Source organism: Coleofasciculus sp. F4-SAH-05 (genome assembly GCF_040222985.1).
GTDB classification, from domain to species: domain Bacteria; phylum Cyanobacteriota; class Cyanobacteriia; order Cyanobacteriales; family Coleofasciculaceae; genus Coleofasciculus; species Coleofasciculus chthonoplastes.
Map to the genome: position 1 here is coordinate 15024 of NZ_JAVKBY010000202.1, position 24674 is coordinate 39697.

At 45.6% G+C, this 24674-nt stretch carries 21 protein-coding genes; 9 read left to right on the top strand and 12 right to left on the bottom strand.

Features of this window, described 5'->3' with window-relative positions; translation table 11 throughout:
- Positions 1-782 precede the first annotated feature (782 nt).
- The 4 genes from RIG27_RS24080 to RIG27_RS24095 all read right to left on the bottom strand — a co-directional run bounded on the left by RIG27_RS24080 (position 783) and on the right by RIG27_RS24095 (position 4521).
- Positions 783-1646, bottom strand: coding sequence for an ABC transporter permease (locus tag RIG27_RS24080; RefSeq protein ID WP_044207328.1), 864 nt, complete (start codon positions 1644-1646; stop codon positions 783-785).
- A 191-nt stretch (positions 1647-1837) separates the two neighbouring features.
- Positions 1838-2953, bottom strand: a complete 1116-nt coding sequence (locus RIG27_RS24085) for an ABC transporter substrate-binding protein (RefSeq protein WP_446349379.1) — start codon at positions 2951-2953, stop codon at positions 1838-1840.
- A 21-nt stretch (positions 2954-2974) separates the two neighbouring features.
- Complete coding sequence (locus RIG27_RS24090; protein ID WP_446349381.1) at positions 2975-3382, bottom strand: hypothetical protein; 408 nt, start codon at positions 3380-3382, stop codon at positions 2975-2977.
- A gap of 5 nt (positions 3383-3387) precedes the next feature.
- Positions 3388-4521 carry an ABC transporter ATP-binding protein gene (locus tag RIG27_RS24095; RefSeq protein WP_446349383.1) on the bottom strand — a complete coding sequence of 378 codons (1134 nt, stop codon included), beginning with the start codon at positions 4519-4521 and terminating at the stop codon, positions 3388-3390.
- A 305-nt stretch (positions 4522-4826) separates the two neighbouring features.
- On the opposite strand from RIG27_RS24095, the gene mrdA reads away from it, so the two are divergent.
- Both mrdA and RIG27_RS24105 read left to right on the top strand, forming a co-directional pair.
- Positions 4827-6620: a penicillin-binding protein 2 gene (mrdA, locus tag RIG27_RS24100; RefSeq protein WP_446349385.1), complete on the top strand. Its 1794-nt coding sequence runs from the start codon at positions 4827-4829 to the stop codon at positions 6618-6620.
- A gap of 195 nt (positions 6621-6815) precedes the next feature.
- Entirely contained in the window at positions 6816-7787 is a 972-nt protein-coding gene (locus RIG27_RS24105) for a GAF domain-containing protein (protein ID WP_446349387.1), read from the top strand.
- Positions 7788-7810: 23 nt separating this feature from the next.
- On the opposite strand, the gene RIG27_RS24110 is transcribed toward RIG27_RS24105, so the two are convergent.
- Both RIG27_RS24110 and RIG27_RS24115 read right to left on the bottom strand, forming a co-directional pair.
- A complete protein-coding gene (locus RIG27_RS24110) occupies positions 7811-8731 on the bottom strand; it encodes a universal stress protein (RefSeq protein ID WP_446349389.1) in 921 nt (306 codons plus the stop codon).
- Positions 8732-9026: 295 nt separating this feature from the next.
- Complete coding sequence (locus tag RIG27_RS24115) at positions 9027-9212, bottom strand: NblA/ycf18 family protein (RefSeq protein WP_006101159.1); 186 nt, start codon at positions 9210-9212, stop codon at positions 9027-9029.
- A gap of 570 nt (positions 9213-9782) precedes the next feature.
- Between RIG27_RS24115 and RIG27_RS24120 the strand changes: the two genes are divergently transcribed.
- The 4 genes from RIG27_RS24120 (at position 9783) to RIG27_RS24135 (ending at position 15147) form a co-directional block, all read left to right on the top strand.
- Positions 9783-10556 (top strand): PEP-CTERM sorting domain-containing protein, encoded by a 774-nt coding sequence (locus RIG27_RS24120; RefSeq protein WP_446349391.1) that lies wholly within the window; start codon positions 9783-9785, stop codon positions 10554-10556.
- 515 nt (positions 10557-11071) lie between these two features.
- Positions 11072-11845 (top strand): PEP-CTERM sorting domain-containing protein, encoded by a 774-nt coding sequence (locus RIG27_RS24125; RefSeq protein WP_446349393.1) that lies wholly within the window; start codon positions 11072-11074, stop codon positions 11843-11845.
- Positions 11846-12088: 243 nt separating this feature from the next.
- A complete protein-coding gene (gene polA / locus RIG27_RS24130; RefSeq protein WP_446349395.1) occupies positions 12089-15043 on the top strand; it encodes a DNA polymerase I in 2955 nt (984 codons plus the stop codon).
- Complete coding sequence (locus RIG27_RS24135) at positions 15025-15147, top strand: hypothetical protein (protein WP_446349397.1); 123 nt, start codon at positions 15025-15027, stop codon at positions 15145-15147. Before polA ends, RIG27_RS24135 begins: the two co-directional genes overlap by 19 nt.
- Before the next feature lie 371 nt (positions 15148-15518).
- Here the strand turns inward: RIG27_RS24135 and RIG27_RS24140 are convergent, their stop codons facing one another.
- Entirely contained in the window at positions 15519-15986 is a 468-nt protein-coding gene (locus RIG27_RS24140; RefSeq protein WP_446349398.1) for a globin family protein, read from the bottom strand.
- A 221-nt stretch (positions 15987-16207) separates the two neighbouring features.
- Complete coding sequence (locus tag RIG27_RS24145) at positions 16208-16735, bottom strand: DUF4058 family protein (protein WP_446349400.1); 528 nt, start codon at positions 16733-16735, stop codon at positions 16208-16210.
- Between the two features lie 143 nt (positions 16736-16878).
- Here RIG27_RS24145 and RIG27_RS24150 point away from each other — a divergent pair, with 143 nt between their 5' ends.
- The 3 genes from RIG27_RS24150 to RIG27_RS24160 all read left to right on the top strand — a co-directional run bounded on the left by RIG27_RS24150 (position 16879) and on the right by RIG27_RS24160 (position 18335).
- On the top strand, positions 16879-17124 hold the full coding sequence (locus RIG27_RS24150; protein WP_446349402.1) for a DUF4160 domain-containing protein: 246 nt from the start codon (positions 16879-16881) through the stop codon (positions 17122-17124).
- A 124-nt stretch (positions 17125-17248) separates the two neighbouring features.
- Positions 17249-17686 (top strand): DUF2442 domain-containing protein, encoded by a 438-nt coding sequence (locus RIG27_RS24155; protein ID WP_446349404.1) that lies wholly within the window; start codon positions 17249-17251, stop codon positions 17684-17686.
- Between the two features lie 157 nt (positions 17687-17843).
- Entirely contained in the window at positions 17844-18335 is a 492-nt protein-coding gene (locus RIG27_RS24160) for an acyl-CoA thioesterase (protein WP_446349406.1), read from the top strand.
- A gap of 95 nt (positions 18336-18430) precedes the next feature.
- Here RIG27_RS24160 and RIG27_RS24165 read toward each other — a convergent pair whose 3' ends face one another.
- The 4 genes from RIG27_RS24165 to rplJ all read right to left on the bottom strand — a co-directional run bounded on the left by RIG27_RS24165 (position 18431) and on the right by rplJ (position 24520).
- Positions 18431-21640 (bottom strand): sensor histidine kinase, encoded by a 3210-nt coding sequence (locus tag RIG27_RS24165; RefSeq protein WP_446349408.1) that lies wholly within the window; start codon positions 21638-21640, stop codon positions 18431-18433.
- Between the two features lie 574 nt (positions 21641-22214).
- The gene (locus RIG27_RS24170; protein WP_446349410.1) at positions 22215-22745 is read right to left on the bottom strand and encodes an outer membrane beta-barrel protein; all 531 of its coding nucleotides are present in this window, start codon (positions 22743-22745) and stop codon (positions 22215-22217) included.
- Positions 22746-23449: 704 nt separating this feature from the next.
- A complete protein-coding gene (rplL, locus tag RIG27_RS24175; RefSeq protein ID WP_446349412.1) occupies positions 23450-23854 on the bottom strand; it encodes a 50S ribosomal protein L7/L12 in 405 nt (134 codons plus the stop codon).
- Positions 23855-23953: 99 nt separating this feature from the next.
- Positions 23954-24520 carry a 50S ribosomal protein L10 gene (gene rplJ / locus RIG27_RS24180; RefSeq protein WP_446349414.1) on the bottom strand — a complete coding sequence of 189 codons (567 nt, stop codon included), beginning with the start codon at positions 24518-24520 and terminating at the stop codon, positions 23954-23956.
- Positions 24521-24674: the final 154 nt, after the last annotated feature.

Below are 24674 nucleotides of genomic sequence, written 5' to 3' on the forward strand. Positions count from 1 at the left end.
TCAATCATAATCAAATGGGTCTAACCAAAGAGATTAGACCCAAGTGATCGTTTTATTAGGACTTTTCAAGCCGTTAATTTTTCAGGTTTTAATCTGAGCTTACTAATGTTTACAAATCCCACAGGTTCACCGCTTATTGACCCGCATAAATGTGTCTTTCTGGACTTGAGTTGGGTTTCGGTTTTCACCGAATCTAACCCCTTAAGGCTACGCTAGGTTGGTTACTTCTGTGCCAGAGCCAAAGATTGGGGATGATCGTCATGACGTTCGACATATTGCATTTGCCTTTCGTCTGGGCAATTACAGACTCGTGCTTTTAACCTGTACGCACAAGGGTTGTTTAATTGGGCTTGCGCCCCTCCCGTTTCTGGGGTAATGTTAGCTTCGCATAAGTTAACGGTCGGTACTTTCTCCAACACACTGGCTTAACCCTGTACACCTGTTTAATGCTGGAGTTGTAGAGCTACAAACTAGCGGAAGCATTTGTAGGTACGAACTTTAACGCTTACCGTTAACGTAGACCGCGTAGGTCTTATGCTGGTCAGGTATGGGCTTTATTTCAAGCCCCCGCCTTTAGGCGTGGGGTTCCTGACCACCTCTGACTCTTCGTTGGTTTTTCTCCAGTTATTGTCTCTGGAGGACGATCTCCATATTTAAAGTAACATGGTTCTCTCTGGCTGCCAAACAGTATTTACCAAAGTTTAGGAGTTGTTACAAATAGCAATTTTCTGGGGGAGAAACGCTAAAGCGTAGTGGCTGAATATTAGCCAACAAAGAACGAACTAGCGTTGCGGTTCCATATCCCCGTACTTAATTAAAAGCGCGATCGCAATACTCACGGCAAAGATTAACACCATACTCAGCGCTGAACCAAATCCCCAGTTTTGGGTTGCGCCCAGAAACTGGTTGTAAATGAGACGGGATACCGTCATGCTGGAAGCCCCCCCTAACAACTCCGGATCAACGAAATCCCCCAAAGCGGTAATAAACACCAGAATCGAACCCGCCGCAATACCGGAAAAGGTTTGGGGTATAGTTACCTTCCAGAAGGTTTGCACCGGATTAGCACCCAAATCCGCCGCCGCTTCCAATAAACGCCGATCTAATTTCTCTAAGGACGCATAGAGAATCAATACCATGTACGGTAAATAACTATACGCCATACCAATTAATACCGCCGAACTGGTATTTAAGAGTTCCAACGCGGGTAAGCCAATCGAGGTTAAGATGCTATTGAGTACCCCGGTGGGTCGCAAAATCGTAATCCAGGCATAAGAGCGTAACAGGGAGGAGGTAAAATTGGGTAGGATAAACCCTAACAGGAGTAAATTCTGCCAGCGCTTCGGTGCCATCTGAGCAATCCAGTAGGCTACCGGAAATCCCAACACCAGACAAATCGCCATCGTACCTACTGCAAAAAACACTGATCGCCCCATCACCTGAAGATTGATTGGTTCAAAGACGCGCAGATAGTTATCCAGTCCCGACGGGTTAACAATATCCCCCGGTTTAATATCAGGAACCAAGCTCAACTCAAAGATGATCAGAGTTGGTAAAACCAACAATAAAAACAGCCACAGTCCAGCCGGTCCTAATAACGCCAAAGGTTCTAACCACTGGCGTCGAGAACGTGTGGGTTCTTCTATAAATGATGGTTCAGCCTTATGATCTTTGGCTGCGGGATTGGGTAAGGAGGTGGGAGAAACTTTTTTGTCGGTAGACACAGTATAAGTATTGATTATGAATTAGTCAGCATTTATAGAAGGAGACAGAGGGCAAAAGTTGGGGTCATTTTAGGCGTTAAAGAAAGTCCTAACCGTTAGGACGACAGCTATAATTAGGCGCTGGTCAATTTAGTCCAATAGCGGTCATAGACGGCTTCAACATCTCCTAACGGTTCCAAATTTTCGCACCGTTCCAGGGCTTCTTCTGGAGGAAATAGACTGGTATCATTTTTCAGGTCAGGCGGTAAGAGATTATAGGCAGCTTTATTGGGCGTCGCAAAACTTAGGCGTTCCACGATGCGTGCGGCGACATCCGGCTGCAACATAAAATTAATCCAAGCATAAGCGCCCTCGACATTGGGAGCGGTTTTGGGAATGGCTAGGGTATCAATCCACAGGGAGGAACCACTTTCAGGAAGCACATAGCGTAAATCTTCATTCTCTGGCATGATTTCCGTGGCATCGGACGAATAACACATGGCAATTTTTAAATCTCCGCTGAGAATCTGGGGACGCCAAGCATCAGACGTAAATGATGCGATCGCAGGTTTTAAGTCCATCAGGGCTTGATAGGCGGCTTGAATATGTTCCACGTTGGTTGAATTGTAAGAATATCCCAACTTTTTCAACGCCGCACCCATAACTTCTCGCACATCATTGACCAACGTCATCCGTCTTGCCAACTGCTGTTGATACACCCACAGATAGTCCCAATCTGCTGGCGGGGGTTGGACTTGCTGGGTATTGTAAACCAAGCCAGTAGTTCCCCAACTGACGGGAACAGAGTGGCGATTCCCCGGATCATAGTCGGCTTGCTGAAAACGGGGAAACAACCGATACATACCCTCGATGCGGGGTTGGTCGAGTTCTAGCAACATCCCCATCGTGATCATCTTTTGCACCATGTACTCCGAAGGGTAAATGATGCTGTAAGCGCCCCCGCCACCCGCCTGTAATCGAGCCAACATCGCTTCATTAGAATCATAGACATCCGCGATCGCCCTGATCCCGGTTTCTTCCTCAAAGCGGTCTAACAAATCTTGGTCAGTATAGCCAGCCCAAGTGTAAATGTATAACAGATTGGCATCATCTTGACTCCCCGCCGCAGGGCGCACATTCGCCAGTCTCCAGCCACACCCTGACAGCGTTAGCCAAGGTAAGGTTAAAGCCGCCGCTTGTAAAAACTGACGGCGGGTTGGTCGTTTTCGGGATCTTGGCTGATTAGTCATTAGAAAGGACGAACAACAACTTTAGCAATAGCGGACAGATTGTTCTAGGGGTAAAGGTTCCCCAGTTTCTGCATCAGTGTTGTGACAGGCAAACATGACCTTGGGGGGAAGTTTCTCAAATTCCAGATCATTCCCCGTCCCTTGCAGAACATAGCCACGTAATTCTTTGATGGGTAACTGGGTAAATTCGTCAATATCCGGCGTAAACGAACGCAGGATCAACGAACCATGAGGTTGACATCCCCCCAAAAGTTTGGCGACAAAGAATTCCTTAATATCCAAATCCGTTCCATACGTTACCTTATGTCCCTGACGATTAAGGTCAATGGCAAACGACTCTCCATCACTATTGAGGAACGTCGCGATCGCACTCGAGTTACAGTGCGACTCCAATTCAGCTAAAAACAACCTGACTCCTGATTGTGCCATGGTGATTACTCCTCTAACGCGATACAATCGGTCGTTGCCCAACGGGCGTACACTGAGGTATGGGGTTCGGGTAGCTTGTTCATAGTATTATTCGGCAGCATAACCGTCAGGCAATCGCCGGTTAGGAGTTCCACGACCAAGTGAACGTGAGTTCCCAGATACATAACATGTTTGAGACGACCTTCAAAGCAATTCACGGTTGAGTTGGGTGGTGAAAGACTCAAGCGAATTTTCTCCGGACGCACGCTAACCACCATTTCCTTAGAGTTACTCATCCATTCTTTGGCGTCAGAGGATTGCACAACCATCTCCAAACCGCTGGACGTGATAATTTGTAGCGTAGAAGAATCAGCAGCGTGCAGGCGACCCTTAAACAGATTCGTATCACCGATAAAATCAGCCACAAAGGGGGTACGGGGACGTTCATAGATTTCAGTGGGGTTGCCCACTTGTTCAATCTTCCCCGCCTCCATCACGGCAATCCGATCAGAGAGGCTCAAAGCCTCTTCTTGGTCGTGGGTCACCATAATAAACGTTAACCCTAAATCCTGATGTAAGTTAGAGAGTTCCACCTGCATTTCTTTGCGAAGCTTAAAATCTAACGCCCCCAAGGGTTCATCCAACAATAGAACAGTAGGACGATTCACCAAAGCTCGTGCTAATGCTACCCGTTGTTGTTGTCCTCCAGACAGTTGAGCGGGAAATCGATTGCTATAAGTTTCCATTTGCACCTGTTTGAGGGCTTGTTTGACTCGCTCATCAACGTCTGTCCCCTTGAGCTTTTTCAGTCGCAACCCGAATGCGACATTTTCCGCAACGGTCAGGTGATTGAATAGAGCATAACTTTGAAATACCGTATTGACAGGTCGACGGTGAGGAGGTACGTGATTCATGGATTGCCCTTGAATCAAAACCTCACCTGCAGAGGGAGACTCAAATCCTGCCACTAAGCGCAGAGTAGTCGTTTTACCGCAACCCGATGGACCGAGAATGCTAAAAAATTCTCCCCGTCGGATCTTCAAGTCAATTCCCCGAACCGCTGTCTCGCCATTGAAAACCTTGAAAACCTTGCGGAGTTCAACATCAAGCTCAGCCGTAGTATCCGGAGCGCGTTGGTCTTTAACGGAAGGTTGAAACATAATAATTCATTCACTAGCGCTTTCGTCGCCCTGATTTAACCAATCAAACCCGATGAACCTGTGAATTCGTTAATCCTTTTTTTTATACTTGGGTCTATTTTATCTGTCTACTAACCTTGTGGGGTGGCTTCCAAGAATTGACCCGCTAAAAATGCATTCGAGGAAAGGATGCGCTATTATTTCACCTTGATGCGACTGGGTTAACGACCTAGTTTGGCACAGATAAGCCACTTCTGTGAAAAAAGCGTCACAATCAACACTAGACTGAGTACAAACTACTAAAGAGAGTTGAGAAGCCGTTTACTATGACCGTGATTCAGCCCTATTCCGGAGGTCGCCAAACGACACCCCGTACCGTTGGACGCAATTACCAATCGGTCATTGTCATGCTGATTGTCAGTTTGTTCCTAGTCGGGGCAATGGGTTCTCGTCTGGCGTACTTACAGTTGGTTCAGGGAGAACGTAACCGACAACTGGCTGAAAATAACCGGATTCGGCTGGTGCCGAAACAGCCAGTGCGGGGCAATATTTTTGACCGCAAGGGCAACGTGCTAGCCAGCTCTCGCTTGTCTCATTCGGTGTTCTTGTGGCCCGTGGCACTGAAAAAAGATGAATGGCCCCAAACGCGACAACGTCTATCCCAACTGTTAGAGCTTCCCGAAGACGAGATTCAAAAGCGGGTTGAACGCGCTGGCTTTAATTCACCTTCGCTGATCCGGATTGAACGGGGTCTTTCACCTGCCCAAATTACCGCTCTACAGGAGTATAGCCATCAACTGGATGGGATCGAGGTGGATATCGAAGCCGTCAGGGATTATCCCAATGGGGATTTAGCCGCTCACGTTTTGGGATATACCGGGGAACTGAATGATCGAGAACTAGGACAACGTCGCGCCCAAGGGTATCGCATGGGCGATGTTGCTGGGAAGATGGGGGTTGAAGAAGCCTTTGAACCAACCCTGCGAGGAGAATGGGGCGGTCAGCAAGTGGAGGTCGATGGTGCAGGTCGAGTTCTGAGGATTCTGGGTGAGAAAGAGGCAAAATCAGGTAAAGACCTGCAAATTACCCTTGATTTAAAGACCCAGAAGGCAGCCGAAGCTGCATTGGGCAATCAAAAGGGTGCGATTGTCGCCCTTGATCCCAGAAATGGAGCGGTTTTAGCTATGGTTAGCCGCCCTACATTCGATCCCAACATTTTTTCAAGCCGGATTACTCCAGATATGTGGAAGCAATTGCAAGGGAAAGGAAATCCCTTTGTCAATCGAGCGATGCGCGGATTTCCCCCGGCGAGTACGTTTAAGGTGGTGACCCAAACAGCGGGTATGGAGTCGGGGAAATTTAGACCAGGTACCGTGTTGCCTACCTTTGCCGCCCTGAATGTTGGGGGTACAGCCTTTGGCGAATGGAACCGTGCCGGTTTTGGTCCGTTGGGATACCAGCAAGCTATGGCATGGAGTAGTAATACGTTTCATGGTCAAATTGGCAAAGGGGTAGGTGGACCGACTTTGATTAAATGGGCAAGGAACTATGGATTTGGTCAACCCACCGGAATTGAGTTGTCTGAAGAAGCTGCCGGTTTGATTGCGGATGATACCTGGAAGCGGGAGCGCTTCAACTGGGAATGGACAGTGGGGGATACCGTGAATATGTCCATTGGTCAGGGATTTACTCAGGCAACACCCCTGCAAGTGGCAGTCATGTTTGCTGTTCCGGCTAATGGTGGCTATCGAGTTAAACCGCATTTACGTAAGGATAATGAGGCGGTGGACAACTGGCGGGTGTCAATGGAAATGAAACCTTCAACGATAGAGACACTACGTAAGGGATTACGAGCGGTGGTTGCTGGTGGTACGGGACAAGTGTTAAATGTGCCTCATCTACCGCCGATAGCTGGAAAGAGTGGCACAGCCGAAGCGCCACCTGGAAAGCCTCACGCCTGGTTTGGTGCCTTTGCGCCATTCGATAAGCCCGAGATTGTCGTGGTCGCTTTTGCTGAACATTCCGGTGGTGGTGGCGGTTCCGTAGCTGCACCGATGGTTAAGCAGGTGTTGGAAGCTTACTTTGATGCCAAGTCCTCGGAGGAGGCAAAGGAAAAGTAGGTAGAGGGGTAGAGGGGTAGAGGCGTAGAGGGGTAACATTAAGAGACGTACCATGGTATGCTGTAAAATTGTAGCCCTTCTGTATTTGCCGCCATGCTGTACTAAGACAGATAACGTATTCATCTTACGCCAATTGGCTGATGCTAGTTCCGGAAAACTTATTGTATGATTACGTTAGAATTCCGCTGCTCCTATATGTCAAAAACATTAAGTGTGCACCCTAAATATATCCAAGCTGTCGAACAAGCTTGGAGATATAAGAGTAACGGACAAGAGCAAGAGCTAGCTGAACAGCTAGGTCGCTCGCTGCCTATTGTAATTAATAATCTTTTTCTCAAAGGTCAACCCGTTAATCGGCTAAATTTTCTGCAAATTTGTCAGCTATTAGGACTGGATTGGCGAGAAGTGGCTGGTTTTGAGGGACAAGAATCATCGCTCACCTCTGTATCTTCTGTAGCGTTCAATTCTGGTGAGAATCAAATTAACTCCTATTTTTCAGTCGAAAAAGACACGGTCGATAAAGCGTTACAGGATTTGGTACGCACTCTTTGTGAAATGTTAGGTCGTATCACTCGTAAAGCTGGAGACTTGCTGAGTGCCGATCGCGCCAGTATCTTTTTAATCGATCAGCACAAGAAGGAAGTGGGTTCTTTAATCGCTGAGGATGGAAAAGGGGGTTCCTTAATCATTGATATCCCCATGAACAAGGGAATTGTTGGTTTAGCTGCCCGCTCGTCCAACATGATCAATATTCCCTTTGATGTCTACGACGACCCCCGTTCAGAACAAGCGAAGAAAACGGATAAAAAAACAGGTTACCGTACTTATACAATCCTGGCGTGGCCCCTGTTGAATCGCCAAAAAGAGGTTGTTGCTGTTGCCCAATTTATCAACAAGCTCAAACCTCAGTCAAACTCTCACGAAGACTTATCGCAGCGAATTGACAAAAAGGGGTTTACTTCAGAAGATGAATTCGTTTTTGCGAAATTTTCCCCATCAGTTATGGGTATCTTAGGCAAATGTCAGCTCTGCCATCAACTGGCACACAAACTTGAAGCGAAGCAACAAATTACCAGAGGTGGTGTTGTTTTGGGAGAAGATGAGTTGATTGCTGAACTCAGGCAGCGAGCGCAACAGCTACGGCAGGGCTTTGCCAAGCTAGTATAGCAGAAGTTCCCTAACAAATAAATTTAACTCGGTGGTGGAAAGAAGAGAACGGGATGCCAACTGCGCCGCATTAATTCCCCAGCAAAGCTACGGATAGGCAATTCAATAATACTGCCGATTGTTTCAGAGGAAACCGCGATCGCGCGGATGTCAAACACTGTCGCCGCATCTAAAACTTCCAGATAAGGATTACCGACTCGGACTTCTGTCTTAACTTGCAAACCCAGCGCTTCTAAGTCAGCTTTAATCTGCTTCAGCTTTTCCTGTGCGACTTGGACTTGTTGCTCCTTGGACACAGGTTTACGTCCCACTTCTTCAATCACCCACATTAACAGACACTCAGAGAGTGAGTGATCCGGGCGATTTTGAGCATAAGCTTTCACCTTTTGCAACAGATACTCCGACGCCTTCCCGCCGTTATAAGGAATCAGAAAATAGCGGAATAAATGTTGACAGCGCAGCTCGAGTTCTTCACAGGTATAAGTCGAAACCAGTTGGGGACGCAGGATCAACAGGGGAGTGGTATAGTTCCTGGCTAATCCGGCTGTAGTGCTACCAAACAGCTTTTCTTGTAAAAAATTGCGGCTTTCCATCCCCGTCAGAATCACATCGGCGTTGTAACGTTTGGCAACTTTGGGAATAGTATCCAAAGGACGTCCTGAAAGAACTTCAATGTGAACCTCTACACCCTCGGGTATCGTCTTCAATCCAGTTTGCAGGCGATCGCGAGCGCGGGTAATTCTTTCCTCATCTATCCGGGGAATTTCCCCTTCTTCCCACAACGGTACGCTATGAAGAAAGATAATCGTTTGGATACCATTAGCCGCTAAACTGGGTACAAACTCGACCAACCGATACAAACCGTCGGCAAAATTGGTGCAAATTAAGCAACGCTGAAACATAAGATAGGAAGAATATTTTTTGATCACAAAACCCAGTGTCAAAGCAGGTTTGGCATTGGGCGGCTTAGGGATTCAAGCTTACCGCTTGGCGGATGTCTATAGTAAATGTGTGCTTTTTTTCTGAGAAAACTCTTCGATAGTCCTTAACCCGCCTAACTGTTAATTCGTCAAATTCCTTAACAGGACTGGCTCTCTAGTGTATGACTTTGTATGACTTATTGTGTTTTCACTGCAGCTGTATAAGAGTTGACGCCCCAGCATCCCCAGCTCCTTTCCGCCGTAGGAACCGAGCAAGAGACGGAGGTCGCCCACTACACAGGGACCACTGCTCGTACTTTTAACTGGGTTCTAGACCCCATTCATGTTTGAGAAACTCCTTGTACATATTTTCACGCATGATCATTTGCTCGTAGAGCTTAACCAGAAAGTCTTGAGCTTGCTCACGGCTCATTTTCTGCACCTGGGTTTCAAACGAGCGGATATTAAATTGTTGTTCTAGGGAAAGTTGCATGGGTTGGGACATGGTTATCTCCTTGAATGCTAGAAAAAATGGACATTCAGATGACACAAGCCTGCATTTGGCAAGGGCTATGTTCTGTGAACGGGTCAACCGTTCCCAAGCTATATTAAAAATTGTAACAATTATTTGACAAATTGCCTATACCTCCAAATGACGAATCCTGTGGAAGTCCAAGATGGAGAACCCTTCGGAAAAGTTTCTGCTCTTGGATTGAGGAAGTTGTATCAGTTTGTTACCAAAGCAAACTGCTCAAGGTGAACATGTCGTCCATCATCCTTTTTTCTTGGAATGTATCTAATTTGACAGGCAACAGCGATAGACAGTTATGACTCGTTGTGAATTTATACTCATTGATGTCTGGCTTCACAAAAACTTTATATAAATGAGGAAATTGATAAAGAGTTGATAAATAATGCCCATTGAAGGGGGATATCTCTAGACAAAAGTTTGTTGTGTTCTAATATAGAGTTATGAGAGAAAAAGCAAATCGGCTTTCAGAAGTGAAAACTTATTAACTTAAGCATAATTTTTCTCTGGTCAAATATAACCCGCTAAAGGGAAGGAATTACCATTATGAAACTACCAATTATTTCAACATTAAGTATTGTTGCCGCCACAGCTACCACACTAGCAAGTTTTGCTTCTCCTGCAGCCGCTATTACTCTAGGTGTTGATGTCATTGATAATAGCCCGTTTATGAAGGGTATCGGTCCAATGCCTATTCCCCACGCTACAGGAACATTTGAGGGGAATGGTAAAACTTACGAATTTAGCGTTGTGGTTCCAACAGGGCTAGGTTCTAGAGGTGCGACTTACTCAAACTTCGGTTTTATGTCTGGGGAAGTATTCACTTCGCTGTTTACAGAAAACTTAGGTCCATACAACCCTGGCTCCGGTAACGACAATGATTGGTTAGGAACCTGTGGTATCAGTATCGGTGAGGAATGTACTGTTAAATATACCTTTGAAGAAGGTGTGACATATCAGCTAGGATTATTAGACCGTGGCTTTGGTGGTGGAGCCAGTAACTTCTCTGGCTTTGGGGTTGCTCAGAAAGATAGTTACACGTTCAATACAGCAACAGATCAGTCATATCCCAATCCTCTGACTCCAGATTATGTTGCCAATAACCCTGACAAATTCTTGACTGTAGCAGAAGAAGGTGCTTACTTCCTTGGTATGGAAGATGGAATGTTCAAGAAAGATTCTACCAACTACTACTATGACTACCAAGACTGGGTGGTTAAGGTTACACATGCGTCAGTACCTGAACCTGGTACCGTGGGAGCGTTGTTGGGTGTAAGTGCACTAGGTTTCATCAGCCGTCGCCGCAAAGCTGTGAAATAAATAGCCAGGGGTCACTCTTGGACTTAGAAGTTAGGTAATCGCAAGGCTTAAAGTGGTTGGAGAAAAATACCAACTGCTTTTTGTTGTCTTCGTTCTCTGACCCATTTTTGTCGTTTAAGATACATTGTTCCTGCCGAAATAGCCGATGAGCCACTGAATGGGAGAACCAATCTCAGTCAAATCATGTTTTCCCAGTCATGAGGATAGGTTATTGCTCAACATTTGCAGCTCCGAGGGAATTCCGACTAGAGAGGGTGTCTTTCTTCATGAAAACTTCATATAAATGGGGGAATTGATGAAGAGTTGATGAAAAACGCCCTTTTGATGGACGATTCTCTAAACGAGAGTTTATTAAGGTCTAATATGGAATCAGGGAAGAAAAACAAGGGAGTTGCCAAGAGCTTCGGCTCATCGACTCAAGCTTAACTCTTCCCACACAGAAATAATTCTTCACAGTTTAGATCATTAATATCTGCTCTAATCTAGAACTAAAGTCTTAACAGCAAGGATAAACGATGAAATTACTATTCAGTTCTACCCTAAGTGTCGCTGCTGCTACAGCTACTGCCCTCGTTACCTTTGGCGCTCCAGCGCAAGCTGCTAGTTTCCTCGGCGTCGATATCGTTCCAAGTAGCCCAGTGACGGGTACAGCCCCAAATATACCCCATCAAACTAATGTATTCCTTGGTGATGGCTTAAGCTACGAATTCAGTGTAATGGCTCCAGATGGGCTAGGTTCGAGAGGCTTATTCTACTCAGACTTTGGCTTTATGTCCAATGGGCAGTTTACGGCACTGTTTATGGAAGGCGCTAATCCAACCGCCGCTAAGCCGAATGGCAATTCTTTTGATACCCCTAACAGTGCCTTCATCAATGATTGGCAAGGGACGTGTGACGTCACAATCAAATCACCCTGTATGGTTGATTATACCTTTGAAGAAGGTGTCGAATACCAGTTAGGAGTTTTGGAGCGTGGCTTTAGCGGCAATGGAACACCAATGTTCCGTACCTTTGGGGTGGCTCAGCTTGACAGTTTCAAATTCCCCAGCTTGACCGATCAAGCCCCAAATAACCCAATCATAGAGGTATCTGATCCAGGATACTACTTCATCGGGATGGAAGATACTCGCTTCCCTCTTCCTAATGGTGACTTCTACTACGACTTCCAAGACTGGGTTGTTAAAGCAAAAGCTCCAGAGTCAGTTCCTGAACCCGCTACAGTGGGAGCCTTGCTCGGTTTAGGTGCGCTAGGTTTCATCAGCCGTCGCCGTAAAGCAGTTAAACGGTAATTGCTGGCTGTTTGAGTTCAAAATTGTAACCTAACCAGATACTGAAAGTAGTTGGATGCAAGTGCCAACTGCTTTTTGTTTGATGGTTGCTCAACAACACCACATCCTGACAGGCAGACGTATAGCAGTAGACACATCGATTAGGACAAATGAACTGTGCTAAAGACGCGCCATGGCGCGTCTCTACATAAATGATGTCTCCTAATCGTCTTGGCGGTTGCTATAACTCGCTAAAATAAGGCTATGTCTCAATCAATGCCTGTGCCTAACGCCTTTCCCTCTGCTGACCATAGAACGGCAGAAAAACCCCTGTTTATCCTGGTTGACGGTCATTCTCTCGCGTTTCGTTCCTATTACGCCTTCGCTAAAGGACGAGATGGGGGACTACGAACCAAGAGTGGAATACCCACCAGTGTGTGTTTTGGCTTTCTCAAGTCCTTATTAGAGGTGATCAGTTCCCAGCAACCTCAGGCGATGGCGGTGGCGTTTGACCTGGAATTGCCCACATTTCGTCACGAAGCGGATGATACCTATAAAGCCGATAGACCGGAAACACCGGAAGATTTTATCCCAGATTTGCAGAATCTCAAAGAATTGCTGACGGCGTTGAATTTACCCGTATTGGCGGTTCCGGGCTATGAGGCTGATGATGTTTTAGCAACCTTGGCACATCGGGCGACTGATGAAGGGTATCAGGTAAAAATTTTAACTGGCGATCGCGACCTATTTCAACTCATTGATCCGCAAAAGTCAATTACGGTTCTCTATCTCAGCCATAAGGCATTAAAAAGCGGCAGTTCCACTGGACTGGAAGAATATAGCACCCAAGGGGTAAAAAATAAACTGGGTATTACACCAGAACAGGTGGTGGATTACAAAGCCCTTTGTGGCGATAAATCCGATAATATTCCCGGAGTGAGGGGAATTGGCGAAAAAACGGCGGTTAAGTTACTGCATGATTTTGGTTCCCTGGAAAGCATTTATGCATCCCTTGATCAGATTAAAGGTGCAGTAAAAACTAAGCTGGAAACGGGAAAACAAGATGCTGAACATTCTAAGTACTTAGCACAATTGGCATTTGATGCGCCTGTGGATGTGGAATTAAAGGCGGGCAAGTTAGAGGGGTTTGATCCCTCTGTGCTTAAGCCTTTCTTACAAAAACTGGAATTCGAGTTTTTCTTACATAAAATTGACGAAATTCAGCAGCGTTTTGGTGGAAACGTGGTGGAAGAGGTAGGGACAGAATCAGAACCCTCGGTTGAAGAGAGTAGTCCTGATCTGTCTTTCTGGACAGCCGATGAAACAGAAGACTATCAGAAACAAGTGGCAGCCAGTTGTCCAATTCACCCTAGAATTATTGATACAAAAGATAAATTAGACCAACTGGTCGATATTCTGGAAAACTGCACGAACATAGAAACTCCAGTGGCTTGGGATACGGAAACCAGCGCTTTAAAGCCACGGAACGCCGAACTGGTGGGAATTGGGTGCTGTTGGGGAATTGAAGCAACAGATGTTGCTTATATTCCTATCACCCATAACCAGGGTCAGAATTTAGACCAACAGACCGTTCTAGAAGCACTGCGTCCTATTTTAGAGCGCGATCGCTATCCCAAAGTGCTACAAAATGTAAAGTTTGATCGTCTGATATTCCAGAGTCAGGGGATTAAACTGGCAGGGGTAGTTATGGATACCATGCTAGCCAGTTATGTTCTCAATCCCGATAATAGTCATAATCTCAATAGTATAACGGAGCGCTACGTCCCAAAAATTCAGCTAAAAAGCTACAAAGATTTAAAGATTCCCAAAGCAAAAACCATTGCTGCATTGAGTAGCAAAACAGTGGCAGAATACTGCGGGATGCAAGTCTATGCCACGTTTCAACTGGTTCCTAAATTCAGGGAAGAACTGAAAGCAATTCCAGCGCTAGAGAAGCTGTTGCTTGAGGTTGAGCAACCGCTAGAACCTGTGTTAGCCCAGATGGAATATCAGGGAATTCGGATTGATACGGCTTACCTCAAACAACTCTCGGAATCTCTAGAAAAGAAACTCGCAGACATTGAACAGAACGCTTACAAGCAAGCCAGAGAAGAATTTAATTTAGGATCTCCCAAACAGTTAAGCGAGTTACTGTTTGAAAAATTGAATCTTGACCGCCGCAAGTCGCGCAAAATGAAAACAGGGTATTCAACGGATCATGCCACATTGGAAAAGCTACAAGGGGATCATCCGGTTATTGATACCATTCTGGAACACCGCACCCTCTCTAAGTTAAAATCCACATACATTGATGCTTTGCCGAAACTGGTTCATGCAGACACCCAGCGCGTGCATACGGATTTTAATCAAACCATAACCAGTACCGGACGTTTATCCTCATCGAATCCGAATTTACAGAATATTCCGATTCGGACGGCATTTAGTCGCCAAATTCGCCAAGCATTTTTACCTGAATCGGGTTGGTTATTAGTATCAGCAGACTATTCCCAAATTGAGTTACGGATTTTGGCACATTTGAGTCAAGAACCTGTGTTAGTGGAAACCTACCGAAAGAATCAGGATGTTCACGCAGTAACGGCTAAATTATTGTTTGAAAAAGAAACCGTCACACCAGACGAACGGCGATTGGGGAAAACGATCAACTTTGGCGTAATTTACGGTATGGGACCCCAACGATTTGCCAGAGAAGCCGGGGTATCAGCCACAGAAGGAAAGGAATTTATTGACCGATTGAAGCAGCGCTATGCCAAAGTTTTCGGGTATTTGGAGCAGAAGAAACGGGACGCGATCGCAAACGGTTATGTGGAGACTATTTTAGGTCGTCGCCGTTACTTTGAGTTCAATAGCAACAGACTGCGTGATGCTAAAGGTAAAAATCCCCAAGCTATTAATCTTGATGAATTCAAAGGAATCGGTCAATATGACGCTGGGTTACTTCGAGCGGCTGCTAATGCTCCGATTCAAGGATCTAGTGCTGATATTATCAAAATTGCGATGGTAAAAATGCATGAGGTGTTACAGAATTACCAGGCGCGATTACTGTTACAAGTTCATGATGAATTAGTCTTTGAAGTTCCACCAAATGAATGGGAGGAGTTGCAAGCAAAAATACCAGAGACGATGGAATCAGCCGTTGAGTTAGCTGTTCCGTTGGTGGTAGATGTGAGTGAGGGCAAAAATTGGATGGAGGCGAAGTAGAAGAAGATGGGGGAGATGAGGGAGATGAGGGAGATGGGGAAGCTGATCAAGATGATCAGGATAGGATTATCGTGGTTGTAGGGGCGAGTCGCTGCACATCGTAGTTGGTGTAAGACTTATAGCACTGAGCGCTTGTATGTTTACACATTAGAAATGGAGGCTTTATCAGGAGGCTTTTATATCACTTGTACTGTAACTACGCTAGAGCGCACTGCTATACCTATATTGACTCGCCCCTATCTCCCCCATTTCCCCCTCACCTCACCACCTATTCAGCGGGGGGCGACCCAGTAAAATTAAGGGTTAGGTTCTGTTGATTGGGTACGGCGGGTCGCCCCTACAATGTTTACCTAGAGAAGGATAGCTGAAAACTAGGATGGGCAAGGTTTGTGGCTTAAGTACTACTTTTATCTTTTTGATCACAAACTGCCAGAACCGACCCAGAAAACATCCTTTCTAATCGTTCATCTTGCGGTTAAGAATCGGGCTTCATTTTATCCGCCCTTGTTTGATTATCAAGATTCAGAACGTCGGCGGAATAGTCAGCACCCTCAAGCATAATCTCGGTAATTGCACCGTAAGCATCAACCCAAGCTTGTTTAGTTTCCGGAGTCCAATCATCCTTTAAAAATTGCTCAAAGGTCATTAATAAAGCATTCCCAACTAGGGGATAATGTTCAGGAAGTGCACCGTATTTAACGTGCCGCGCCCCTAAGCCTTTGAGAGAATCACTCAAGACTTCGGGTTTACGAATATTTTCGACAACTAAGACCAAAGAAGCTAACAGCTTTTTGCCTTGTTCTTTCATGTTAGTGTTGACAAACAAAGGCTTGGCTTCGGGATAAGTTGTGAACAAGTTGCTATAAAAGCTAGAGGCAAATTCATTGGCGTGGGGCTTGACTTTGTTAAAGCTTGTTTCCAGCAGTTCAACGTTTAGTGACATCGTTTTATTGTAATTTTTACTGTACTTAAAACAAGTATAACAAAAAAAAAATTTTCTTAAGTTACATTTTCAAATGCCAATTATGCATTTGAGCGGTTAAATTGAGTGGTCTCAATGCCACAACAATTCCCTGGGGCGATCGCCCTCAAGGGGTGACAAGATAGCTAAAGAGGATGCAAGGTGTGGGGAAATAGAAGGAGGTTGACCCTTAGACATCAATTTCATTCATCTGCGATCGCGCTTGCCAAAATTTCGCGAACCCAGATTGCGTCTTCAGGTGCAAGGGCTGGTTTGACGGGTTGGGAGTAATCAATTGCTAGGTCAAATCTAGCACGCTCATAGATATCGTTAACTAACTGCTGTAGGTCTACAATAGGTTCATTTTTAGGAGAAAGTATTTCTATCACAGAGACAACAGCACCCGTTTGGGTTGATCTGACTTCCAGAAATCGTTCAGTAACCTGTTCCGGTACAGGAACTTTAACCGGAGTGGGTTCAGCTAACCGGGTAGCCGTTACTGTTGCACCAGTACGGGTGGAGTCTCGACGGGAAACCGCCACATCCGCAATTCCTAAGAGTAACGAGTCATCGATGCTGGTATAGATTCGTTCCTCAATCGCCACCCGATATTTAGGAACGATTTGAGGAGTAATGGCATCTGCGATCGCGACAATAAGTCGATTATGGACTTGATGCCACAGGTCTGGCAACTCCAAGTAGGGGTTCATTCCTGGGAATGGATTGTGCATTATTTTTAGCCTAAATCATGCCCCAATATTCTTATAGCTTACTGCGATCGCGCTGTTGGTTGCTTGACAAAACCCAAGCGCTTAGGTTAGCGTATAGATAACTCAAGCGCTTGGGTTAATCGACTATATTAAACTTTGTATTTATGGCAACTATTTTACGCAAGGATGGCTTTAGTGTACGTATTTATACCAATGATCACCTTCCATCTCACGTCCACGTTATTAAGGCGGGCGGTGAAGCCAAGATTAACCTTGGTAGCGAAACAGAACGCCCTTCATTCGTCAAAATATGGAAAATGAGTGATTCAGATGCAGTTAGGGCGATGAAATTGGTTATTGCTCATCAGACAGCACTATTAGAGAAATGGAGAGATATTCATGGAGAATAATACTGAAGATGAGTTGGATTAAGATAAAATCAAATAGGTTTTTATAGATGCAGTGGTGTTAGGTGTCTGCTAATACCTAACACCTAATACCAAAAAATTACTCCTTGAAAAGGATAACCTAATTATGAAAAATACAGATCTGAATGAAGAAATATTAAAGAATGAGATTGCCCAAGCAAGATCAGCAGCACAAGTTGCCGATGCTTCTGAACCACGCGCTCAATCTGTTCATTATAATCACCAATCTGGTCGAACTGTTATTGAACTCCAAAATGGAGCCAGTTTTTTGTTTCCCCCAGAGTTAGTTCAAGGGTTAGCGGATGCCTCACCAGATGACTTGGCGCAAGTTGAATTGACACCATCCGGTGAAGGTCTACACTGGGAAACACTAGATGTTGATCTCAGTATTCCATCCCTAATACTCGGAATATTTGGAACTAAGGCTTGGATGGCTGAATTAGGTAGTAGAGGAGGTTCTGTAACTTCAACAGCTAAAGCAAGAGCAGCTCGCCAGAATGGTAAGCGAGGAGGGCGTCCACGAAAAACAGCTCAGGATACATAGTATGGAAACTCAGAAAAACAGGTCATTAACAAACCGTAAAACTAAGCTATTGTTCTAAATCTAATCTGAATGTATCGGTTATTCCCGCTTGCGGTTTACGGTTACTCCTGTGTTATCTAGGTAGTGAAACAGTTACGTTCTCGCTTAGTTTAATACTATGTCTGACAACTCTCAATCTTCGGCTCAACTTCCACCCACCAGCGCCATCCAAAGTCATTCGTTAACCGCCACAACCGAACACTGGTATGAATATCCGGTGCGGGCGCATCCTCACCACAGCGATTATGCGGGTGTGGTTTGGCATGGTAGTTATATAACCTGGATGGAAGAAGCACGGGTGGAATGCTTGCGGTCAATTGGCATTGAGTATGCTGATTTAGTGGCGATGGGATGTGAATTACCCGTGGTTGACCTCTCTGTGCGTTATCACCGTCCGCTTCGCATGGGTCAAACCGCTATTGTCAAAACCCGGATGACAGATATGGACGGCGTTCGCATCTATTGGGATTACCAGGTTCAATCGCCCGATAGTAAAGAACTTTATGTAACCGGTCGGGTGACGTTAGTTGCTGTTGACCGGGAGAAAGGCAAGATTCTGCGACAATTGCCGTCAGCCGTCAAAGATGCACTTGTAAAGCTTTCCCTTTAATGTCTGTGCAGGCGGACTAAGCTAAAACGCATTTAAATTGTGTGTTCCCTGTTCCCTGTTCCCTAATCTCCACCGCTAACTTTAATTGTGTCCACCTACTTAATTAAAGTCAACCAAAATGTTGTTCCCTCTCCTGGAGAACTAATCACGCCAATTTCGCCGCCGTGTGCTTTAATAATTTGCCGACACAGATACAATCCTAAGCCAATACCACTTAAACTGCGAGAAGAAGCGCCGCGATAGTAGAGATCAAAAAGGCGATCGCACTGCTGTTGATCCATCCCTACCCCATTATCCGCGATCGCACAGCGAACTTTCTCCCCTTCAACAGTATCCTCCACCACCGTCGCACTCAGGGTTAGGTGAATTCCGGGCGGGTTATATTTCATCGCATTAGTGATTATATTCTCAAACACTCGCCACAATTGCTTGGCGTCAGCACTCACGAAGGGTAAATCATCGGGAACTTGATTGGTCAACGTCACTTGATTTTTTGCCAGTAACGGTTGCAACTCTGTCAAAATTTCTTGAATGAGTTGACTCAATTGCAAGGGTTCGCACTCACAGGGAATCCCATAAGATTCAGCCGCGTGAATTTCCAATAACGAGTTAATTAAATTAAGCTGGCGATCGCTACTTTGAATCATCCGTTCTACAATAGAACGCGAGACAGGAATTGTCTGTTGTTTTTTGTCGTATGTCTGGAATTCTTGGTTCTCAGGAGAGGAGTAACTATTAAGTAAATTCTTCAGCACCATTAACATCCCCATCACGGGTGTACGTAAATCATGAGATACCGCATGTAAGAACACATCCTTGAGTTGATTCAGTTCTTGCAGTTCCTGCATTTTTTGCTGCAATTGTGCCGTTCTTTCTTCGACTTGATGCTCTAAATTCGTATTCAGTTCGCTAAGCTGTTGGTATAATCGTCCCTGCTTAATCGCAATGGCTACTTGTGTCGCTAGACGGCGCAGTAAATCCACTTCCAAGGGTTGCCACTGACGCGGACTTGTGCATTGATGTGCCACTAATAAGCCATACATTTGCTCATCCACGACAATCGCCACGGCTAATGCTGCTTTCACTTGAAATTGATCCAAATATTCGGCGCGTTCCGGGGACGTTTCCAAAAGAGCGGTATCGTTAATAACTTGCACATCAGTATGTTCAAATAAAGCAATTAACTCCTGAAAATACTCATCATTTTCCACCGCTAAATCCCAGCAAGAGGGAAAAGTATCCGCCACGGATTCCGCCACAACTTTGCCATGCATCGTCCCATCCATATAACTAATCAGAACCCGATCCGCTTGCAGGAACTGGCGCACTTCTGCCACAGTCGTATTCAGAATTTCATTCAGATCCAAGGATCGGCGAATTCGAGCCGCAATTTCTCCCAACAAGCGATCGCGTTCAGCCGCTTCTCGTAACCGGGCTTCGGCTTGCTTTCGCTCCGTAATATCCCGCACCACGGCTAAAAGATGGGGTTTTCCTTTGTACATAAACCCGGTTCCCCGTACCTCAATGGGAAACGGCGTACCATCGGAACGCAAATCCACCGCTTCCCGCTGAAAGGGAACCCCCTGTCTGACAGCAGTAAGATACTCGTAAAATATTGAATGGGAGTCCGGATGAATAAAACGTTCGGGATCAAGATGGATAAACTCTGAATAGGAATAGCCATGCATTTGACACGCGGCTGGATTCACCTCCACCAGTTGTCCGTCTAAATCGCTAATAATTAAGCCATCCGTCGTGGCTTCAAAGATTGCCCGATATTGAACTTCACTCTCTTTGAGACGCTGTTCTGCTAATTTACGCTGGGTAATATCATGGGTAAGTGCTAGTAAGCAACGTTCTCCCCTTAAATTAATAATCTCAGCGGAAAGCAAACCGATTAAAATCTCGCCCGATTTTGTGCGAAACTCATATTCTTGGTTCGTAATCGTACCGTTGTGCTGTAGGCTATGAACCATGCGATCGCGATCCTCAGGATTCACCCAGATATTCAATTCCTCAGCGGTGCGACCAACTGCCTCTTGGCGTTCATACCCAGAATACCGCATAAAGGTTTCGTTGACCTCGATATACCGTCCATCTGCTAAGGTGCTAATCGTGATCGAATTGGGACAACAGCGAAAGGCTTTAGCAAACTTTTCCTCGCTCAACCGTAACGCCTCTTCCGTGCGCTTGAGTTCAGTAATATCCACGCTGACACAGACAGCGGCTTGACCCTGTTGGTATTTCTGGGCAACTAATAAATAATACCGACAGTGATCACCAATCAAGGTTTCAATTTCTCGCTTGGCTTCCTGGAGGGGACTAGCAAAAAACTGGGCAATAAAGTCCTTAAATCCGGGGGTGGAATTCATAAACCCCAGTTCCTTCCCCACAAATCCTGCGGCGGATAATCCGAATGTCTTAGCCAGATAACGGTTAACGCCTTGGTACTTTAAATCTGTCCCCATCCAGGATACACATCCGGGTACAGCATCTAAAATAGCTTGTAACTGGTCTTTCGCCGCTTGCAGTGACGCGATTAACTGCTGTTCCGTCTCCTGCGCCCGTTGACGTTCAGTAATTTCCTGGCGCAATTGCTCATTGGTTACGGTTAACGCCGATGTGCGTTCAGCAACTCGCTCCTCCAATTGTTCATTCATCAAGCGCAGAGCGTTTTGAGCGAAATGACGCTCGGTGATATCGTGACCAATACAGAGAATACCCGCTACTTGTTCCGATTCATCCATCAGCGCTTTATTCGTCCACCCTACCCAAACGCGACTCCCATCCCGGCGGATATTTTCGTTTTCGTGGTAGCGGTATTGATCCGGGTGTTGAATGATGTCTTGGATCAGGTTTGTCAAGTCTCGTCCCGATGTCTCGGTTTCTGGAATAATAGTTCCCGCCGCAGAATGTCCGCAGATTTCTGCTTCCGGGTAACCAAAAAACTGTTGGGCGAATTCGTTTAAAAAGGTGATTTTGCCGTGAGTATTGATGCGTAAAATCAGGCTATTGGCATTTTCGACAATGTTACGATAATAAGCCGCTCGCTCTCGCCATACCTGTTCAACCTGTTCTCGTTCTGCAATCTCGCGCCGTAGTTGCTGATTAATCCGTTTTAATTCCTGGATCTCGTCTGAGTTGTCGGCTGGGGATTGAGTCTCAGGGTAAAATAACAGGGGGATAGGAGTTTGCAGAGGAGAATTAGGCGATCGCGGATGGTTATCGCCTTGGTGGTTGGTAATTGCTAGCCAGAGCTGTTTGAGCTTGTGATACATCGGTGGCGTTCCGAGAATGGCTCCCAAAACGTAATGTTCTTCCCACTATACTCTGACAAGTCGGGCGATTTTTATACATTTTAGGTCAAATCAACAATTAACCCACCGGGAGACGGTGGGCTAATAGACCTATAAGTTTCATGAAATGACCCTGATGAATGCGTTGCTTGCTCGTACCTGCTAGTAACGATGTTGAGAGCCTGTTGATGTAGCGTTAAAGACTCTGATAGCTGATTCAACACCCCTCCTACACGATTTTTTTGGGAGTGCGGTTGGGAAGAATCCAGCACAACACGGGTGACAGAACAATTGAGAAAACAGAAACGATCAAAATCATCGATAAAACTTGGCTGAGTTCAGTAGTCATGATCTTTACCTCAATAATTTTTTATTAGGTTACGCTGCTTTTCTATTTCAAGTTTAACCGCTTTGTATCTCTGAAAACAAATTTGGCTGTAATTTTATGGTAAAGATATCCGTCATTTTTATGGGGTTATCTTTATGAATTTTTATTAAATATTATTCCTGAACAGAAAAATCTGTAGTGTAGAGACGTAGCATGCTACGTCTCTACAGGGTTAGTTCACCAGAGCGTTATGGTTTAGAAGCGGTAACCCGCACCCGCTTGGATACTAACTGCAGACGCTGGACTATCTTCGTAGGCTTCGATACCGAGTTTTGTATCGCCATAAACCACAATGTTGCGACCAAATTGAGCTTCAGCACCGACGGTTACCACAGGCGCATTTTTGTTTCCTAATGGGGTCGGTTGTCCGTCTTCTTCAACGAAGGAATATCCAGCACCAACGTAAACATTAGCATTATTGGTGACCGGAACATCGTAGGAAACAATTGGCATAATGGCGCTGGTATCATCGCTGAATAGAACAGCACCGCGCAGAGAAACTGGCGCTTTTGAAGTCGTTACACGACCTTGAATATTCCCGCCAAATGTTGCGGCATCATTATCTCCTCCACCGTTGGTCACGCCTGCAGCGACACCAGCACCGATATAGTTGGCATCAGTTCCCGTGGGCTTGGCAGACGCCATATCAGCCGATAATAAAACAGGCGCGATCGCGGTAGCGGCTAGGGTTGAAAAGGTAACAAAAGACTTAAGGTTGCGTTTCATAGTAACATCCATCAATAGGTAGGGTGTAGTGTTGCGTTGTTACTATTAAAGTCGTTTTTAATCGAGTCAATGTTCCAGGTTTAGCGATTTTTTGATGGATTTCTTTTTGTCAAACCCTGGAATGCCTTAAGGATGAAGCATTTCAGGAAAATTAATTAATTGCTTTTCAATAAATATAGAAAAAATGTAAAAATTAGTTAGCAATGAATTGAAAAATTATAGTTAAGGTTTAAAAAATTGTGATCAGCTAGTAGACTATTGATTAACTGTCACATTTTTTTTTATTTTTTCCGGATGAGAGTTCCCTACCCTTGACAAGGAGAGGGTTTGTAGTAAGGGCTTTAGCCTTAAATTTTGTTAGGTAACAAGCGTCAGCCTAACCTACAGTCTAATTTTTAAATGAGGTGTGCCACACCACGACTGGTATGATATCATGTCCGGTCAAACACCCCTGAATAAAAACGCCTGAAACCCTTATATTTAAGGCATTGCAATTATGGGCAATCGTCAGGACATGATATGACACGGCTAAAATGGTGGAAGAGATTTTTACGGCTTTGAGAGGGCGCAAAGCTTTGCGCCCCTACAGTTGTTTGTCTCAACCGACTAACCAAAAAATGAAAAAACCCCCGTTCGTGTTGATCCGGGGGATGAATTCAATCTATCGATTGTCGGGGCAATCCATGACTTGCCCCGACAGAGTTCTATTTCACGGAAACCTTAGCACCAGCTTCTTCAAGCTGCTTCTTGGCTTCTTCTGCGGATTCTTTTGCTACCCCTTCTTTAATCGGCTTGGGCGCAGACTCGACCATATCTTTGGCTTCCTTGAGTCCCAACCCAGTCATGGTTCGCACGACTTTCAGGATAGCAATCTTCTTATCAGCGGGAACTTCTTCTAAGATGACATCAAATTCCGTCTTCTCTTCCACCTCTTCCGCCGCAGCACCAGGCGCACCTGCCGCTGCCATTCCAGGCATCATCATCATGCCACCCGCAGGAGCAGCCGCGCTAACACCAAAGGTGTCCTCGATTTGCTTAACTAATTCTGACGCTTCGAGCAACGTCAGGGATTTTAGCTTTTCCAAAATTTCGTCGGTTGTAGCAGACATGAATAAACTCCTTTGTTTGATTGTTTACGTGTTACCCTTCGACTACGCTCAGGGTAACGATTACGCTCAGGGCAAGTGTTTTGACCGTCCAGGTTGGGATTAATCGCCACCTTCTTTCTGAGCGGCGAGCGCTTGTAAAACGCGACCCAGTGACCCAGGAATCTCGTTGACACTGCGACCCAAAGATGCAGGTACTTCGTTAACACCCACAGCCAGTTTGGTGGCGATGGAATTAATCGCCCCCGCAACCTGTCCGATGAGTTCTTCCTTAGACGGCAAGTCGGCAATCGCCTTAACTTGGTCTTGACTCAGGGCTTGACCTTGCATTACGCCACCCTTGAAGTCGGTTTTTTTGGTGGCTTTCTGGAAGTCCTGATATGCCCGAATTGCACCGCCTACGTCGTCTTTGACTAACATGAAGGCGGAGGAACCGACCAAGAATTCGGTCATGGGTTTCCAGTTTTCATCATCCTCAACCGCCCGTCGCATCAGGGTATTTTTTGTGACCTTACAGACTGTGCCTGTGGGACGCAGCCGATTCCGCAAATCGGTAATTTGCGCCACAGAAAGTCCCTGGTAGTCAATGACGATAGCGAGTTGAGATTCACTCAAGAGTTCCTTGAGATCAGCGACGACTTCCTTTTTGTTGTCTAGGGTTCTGCCCATGCTTGTTTCACCTCCTTTTTTCCTTTCAGAGTTGCCAGTGGGAAAATCCTGCCCTCAGCCATAACGAAACCCCGGACATGCCGGGGTTACGCTGAGTATCTTTAATACCTGTACTTTGGTTTAGATGTAAAGTGACAGTGGATACTTCGGGCGT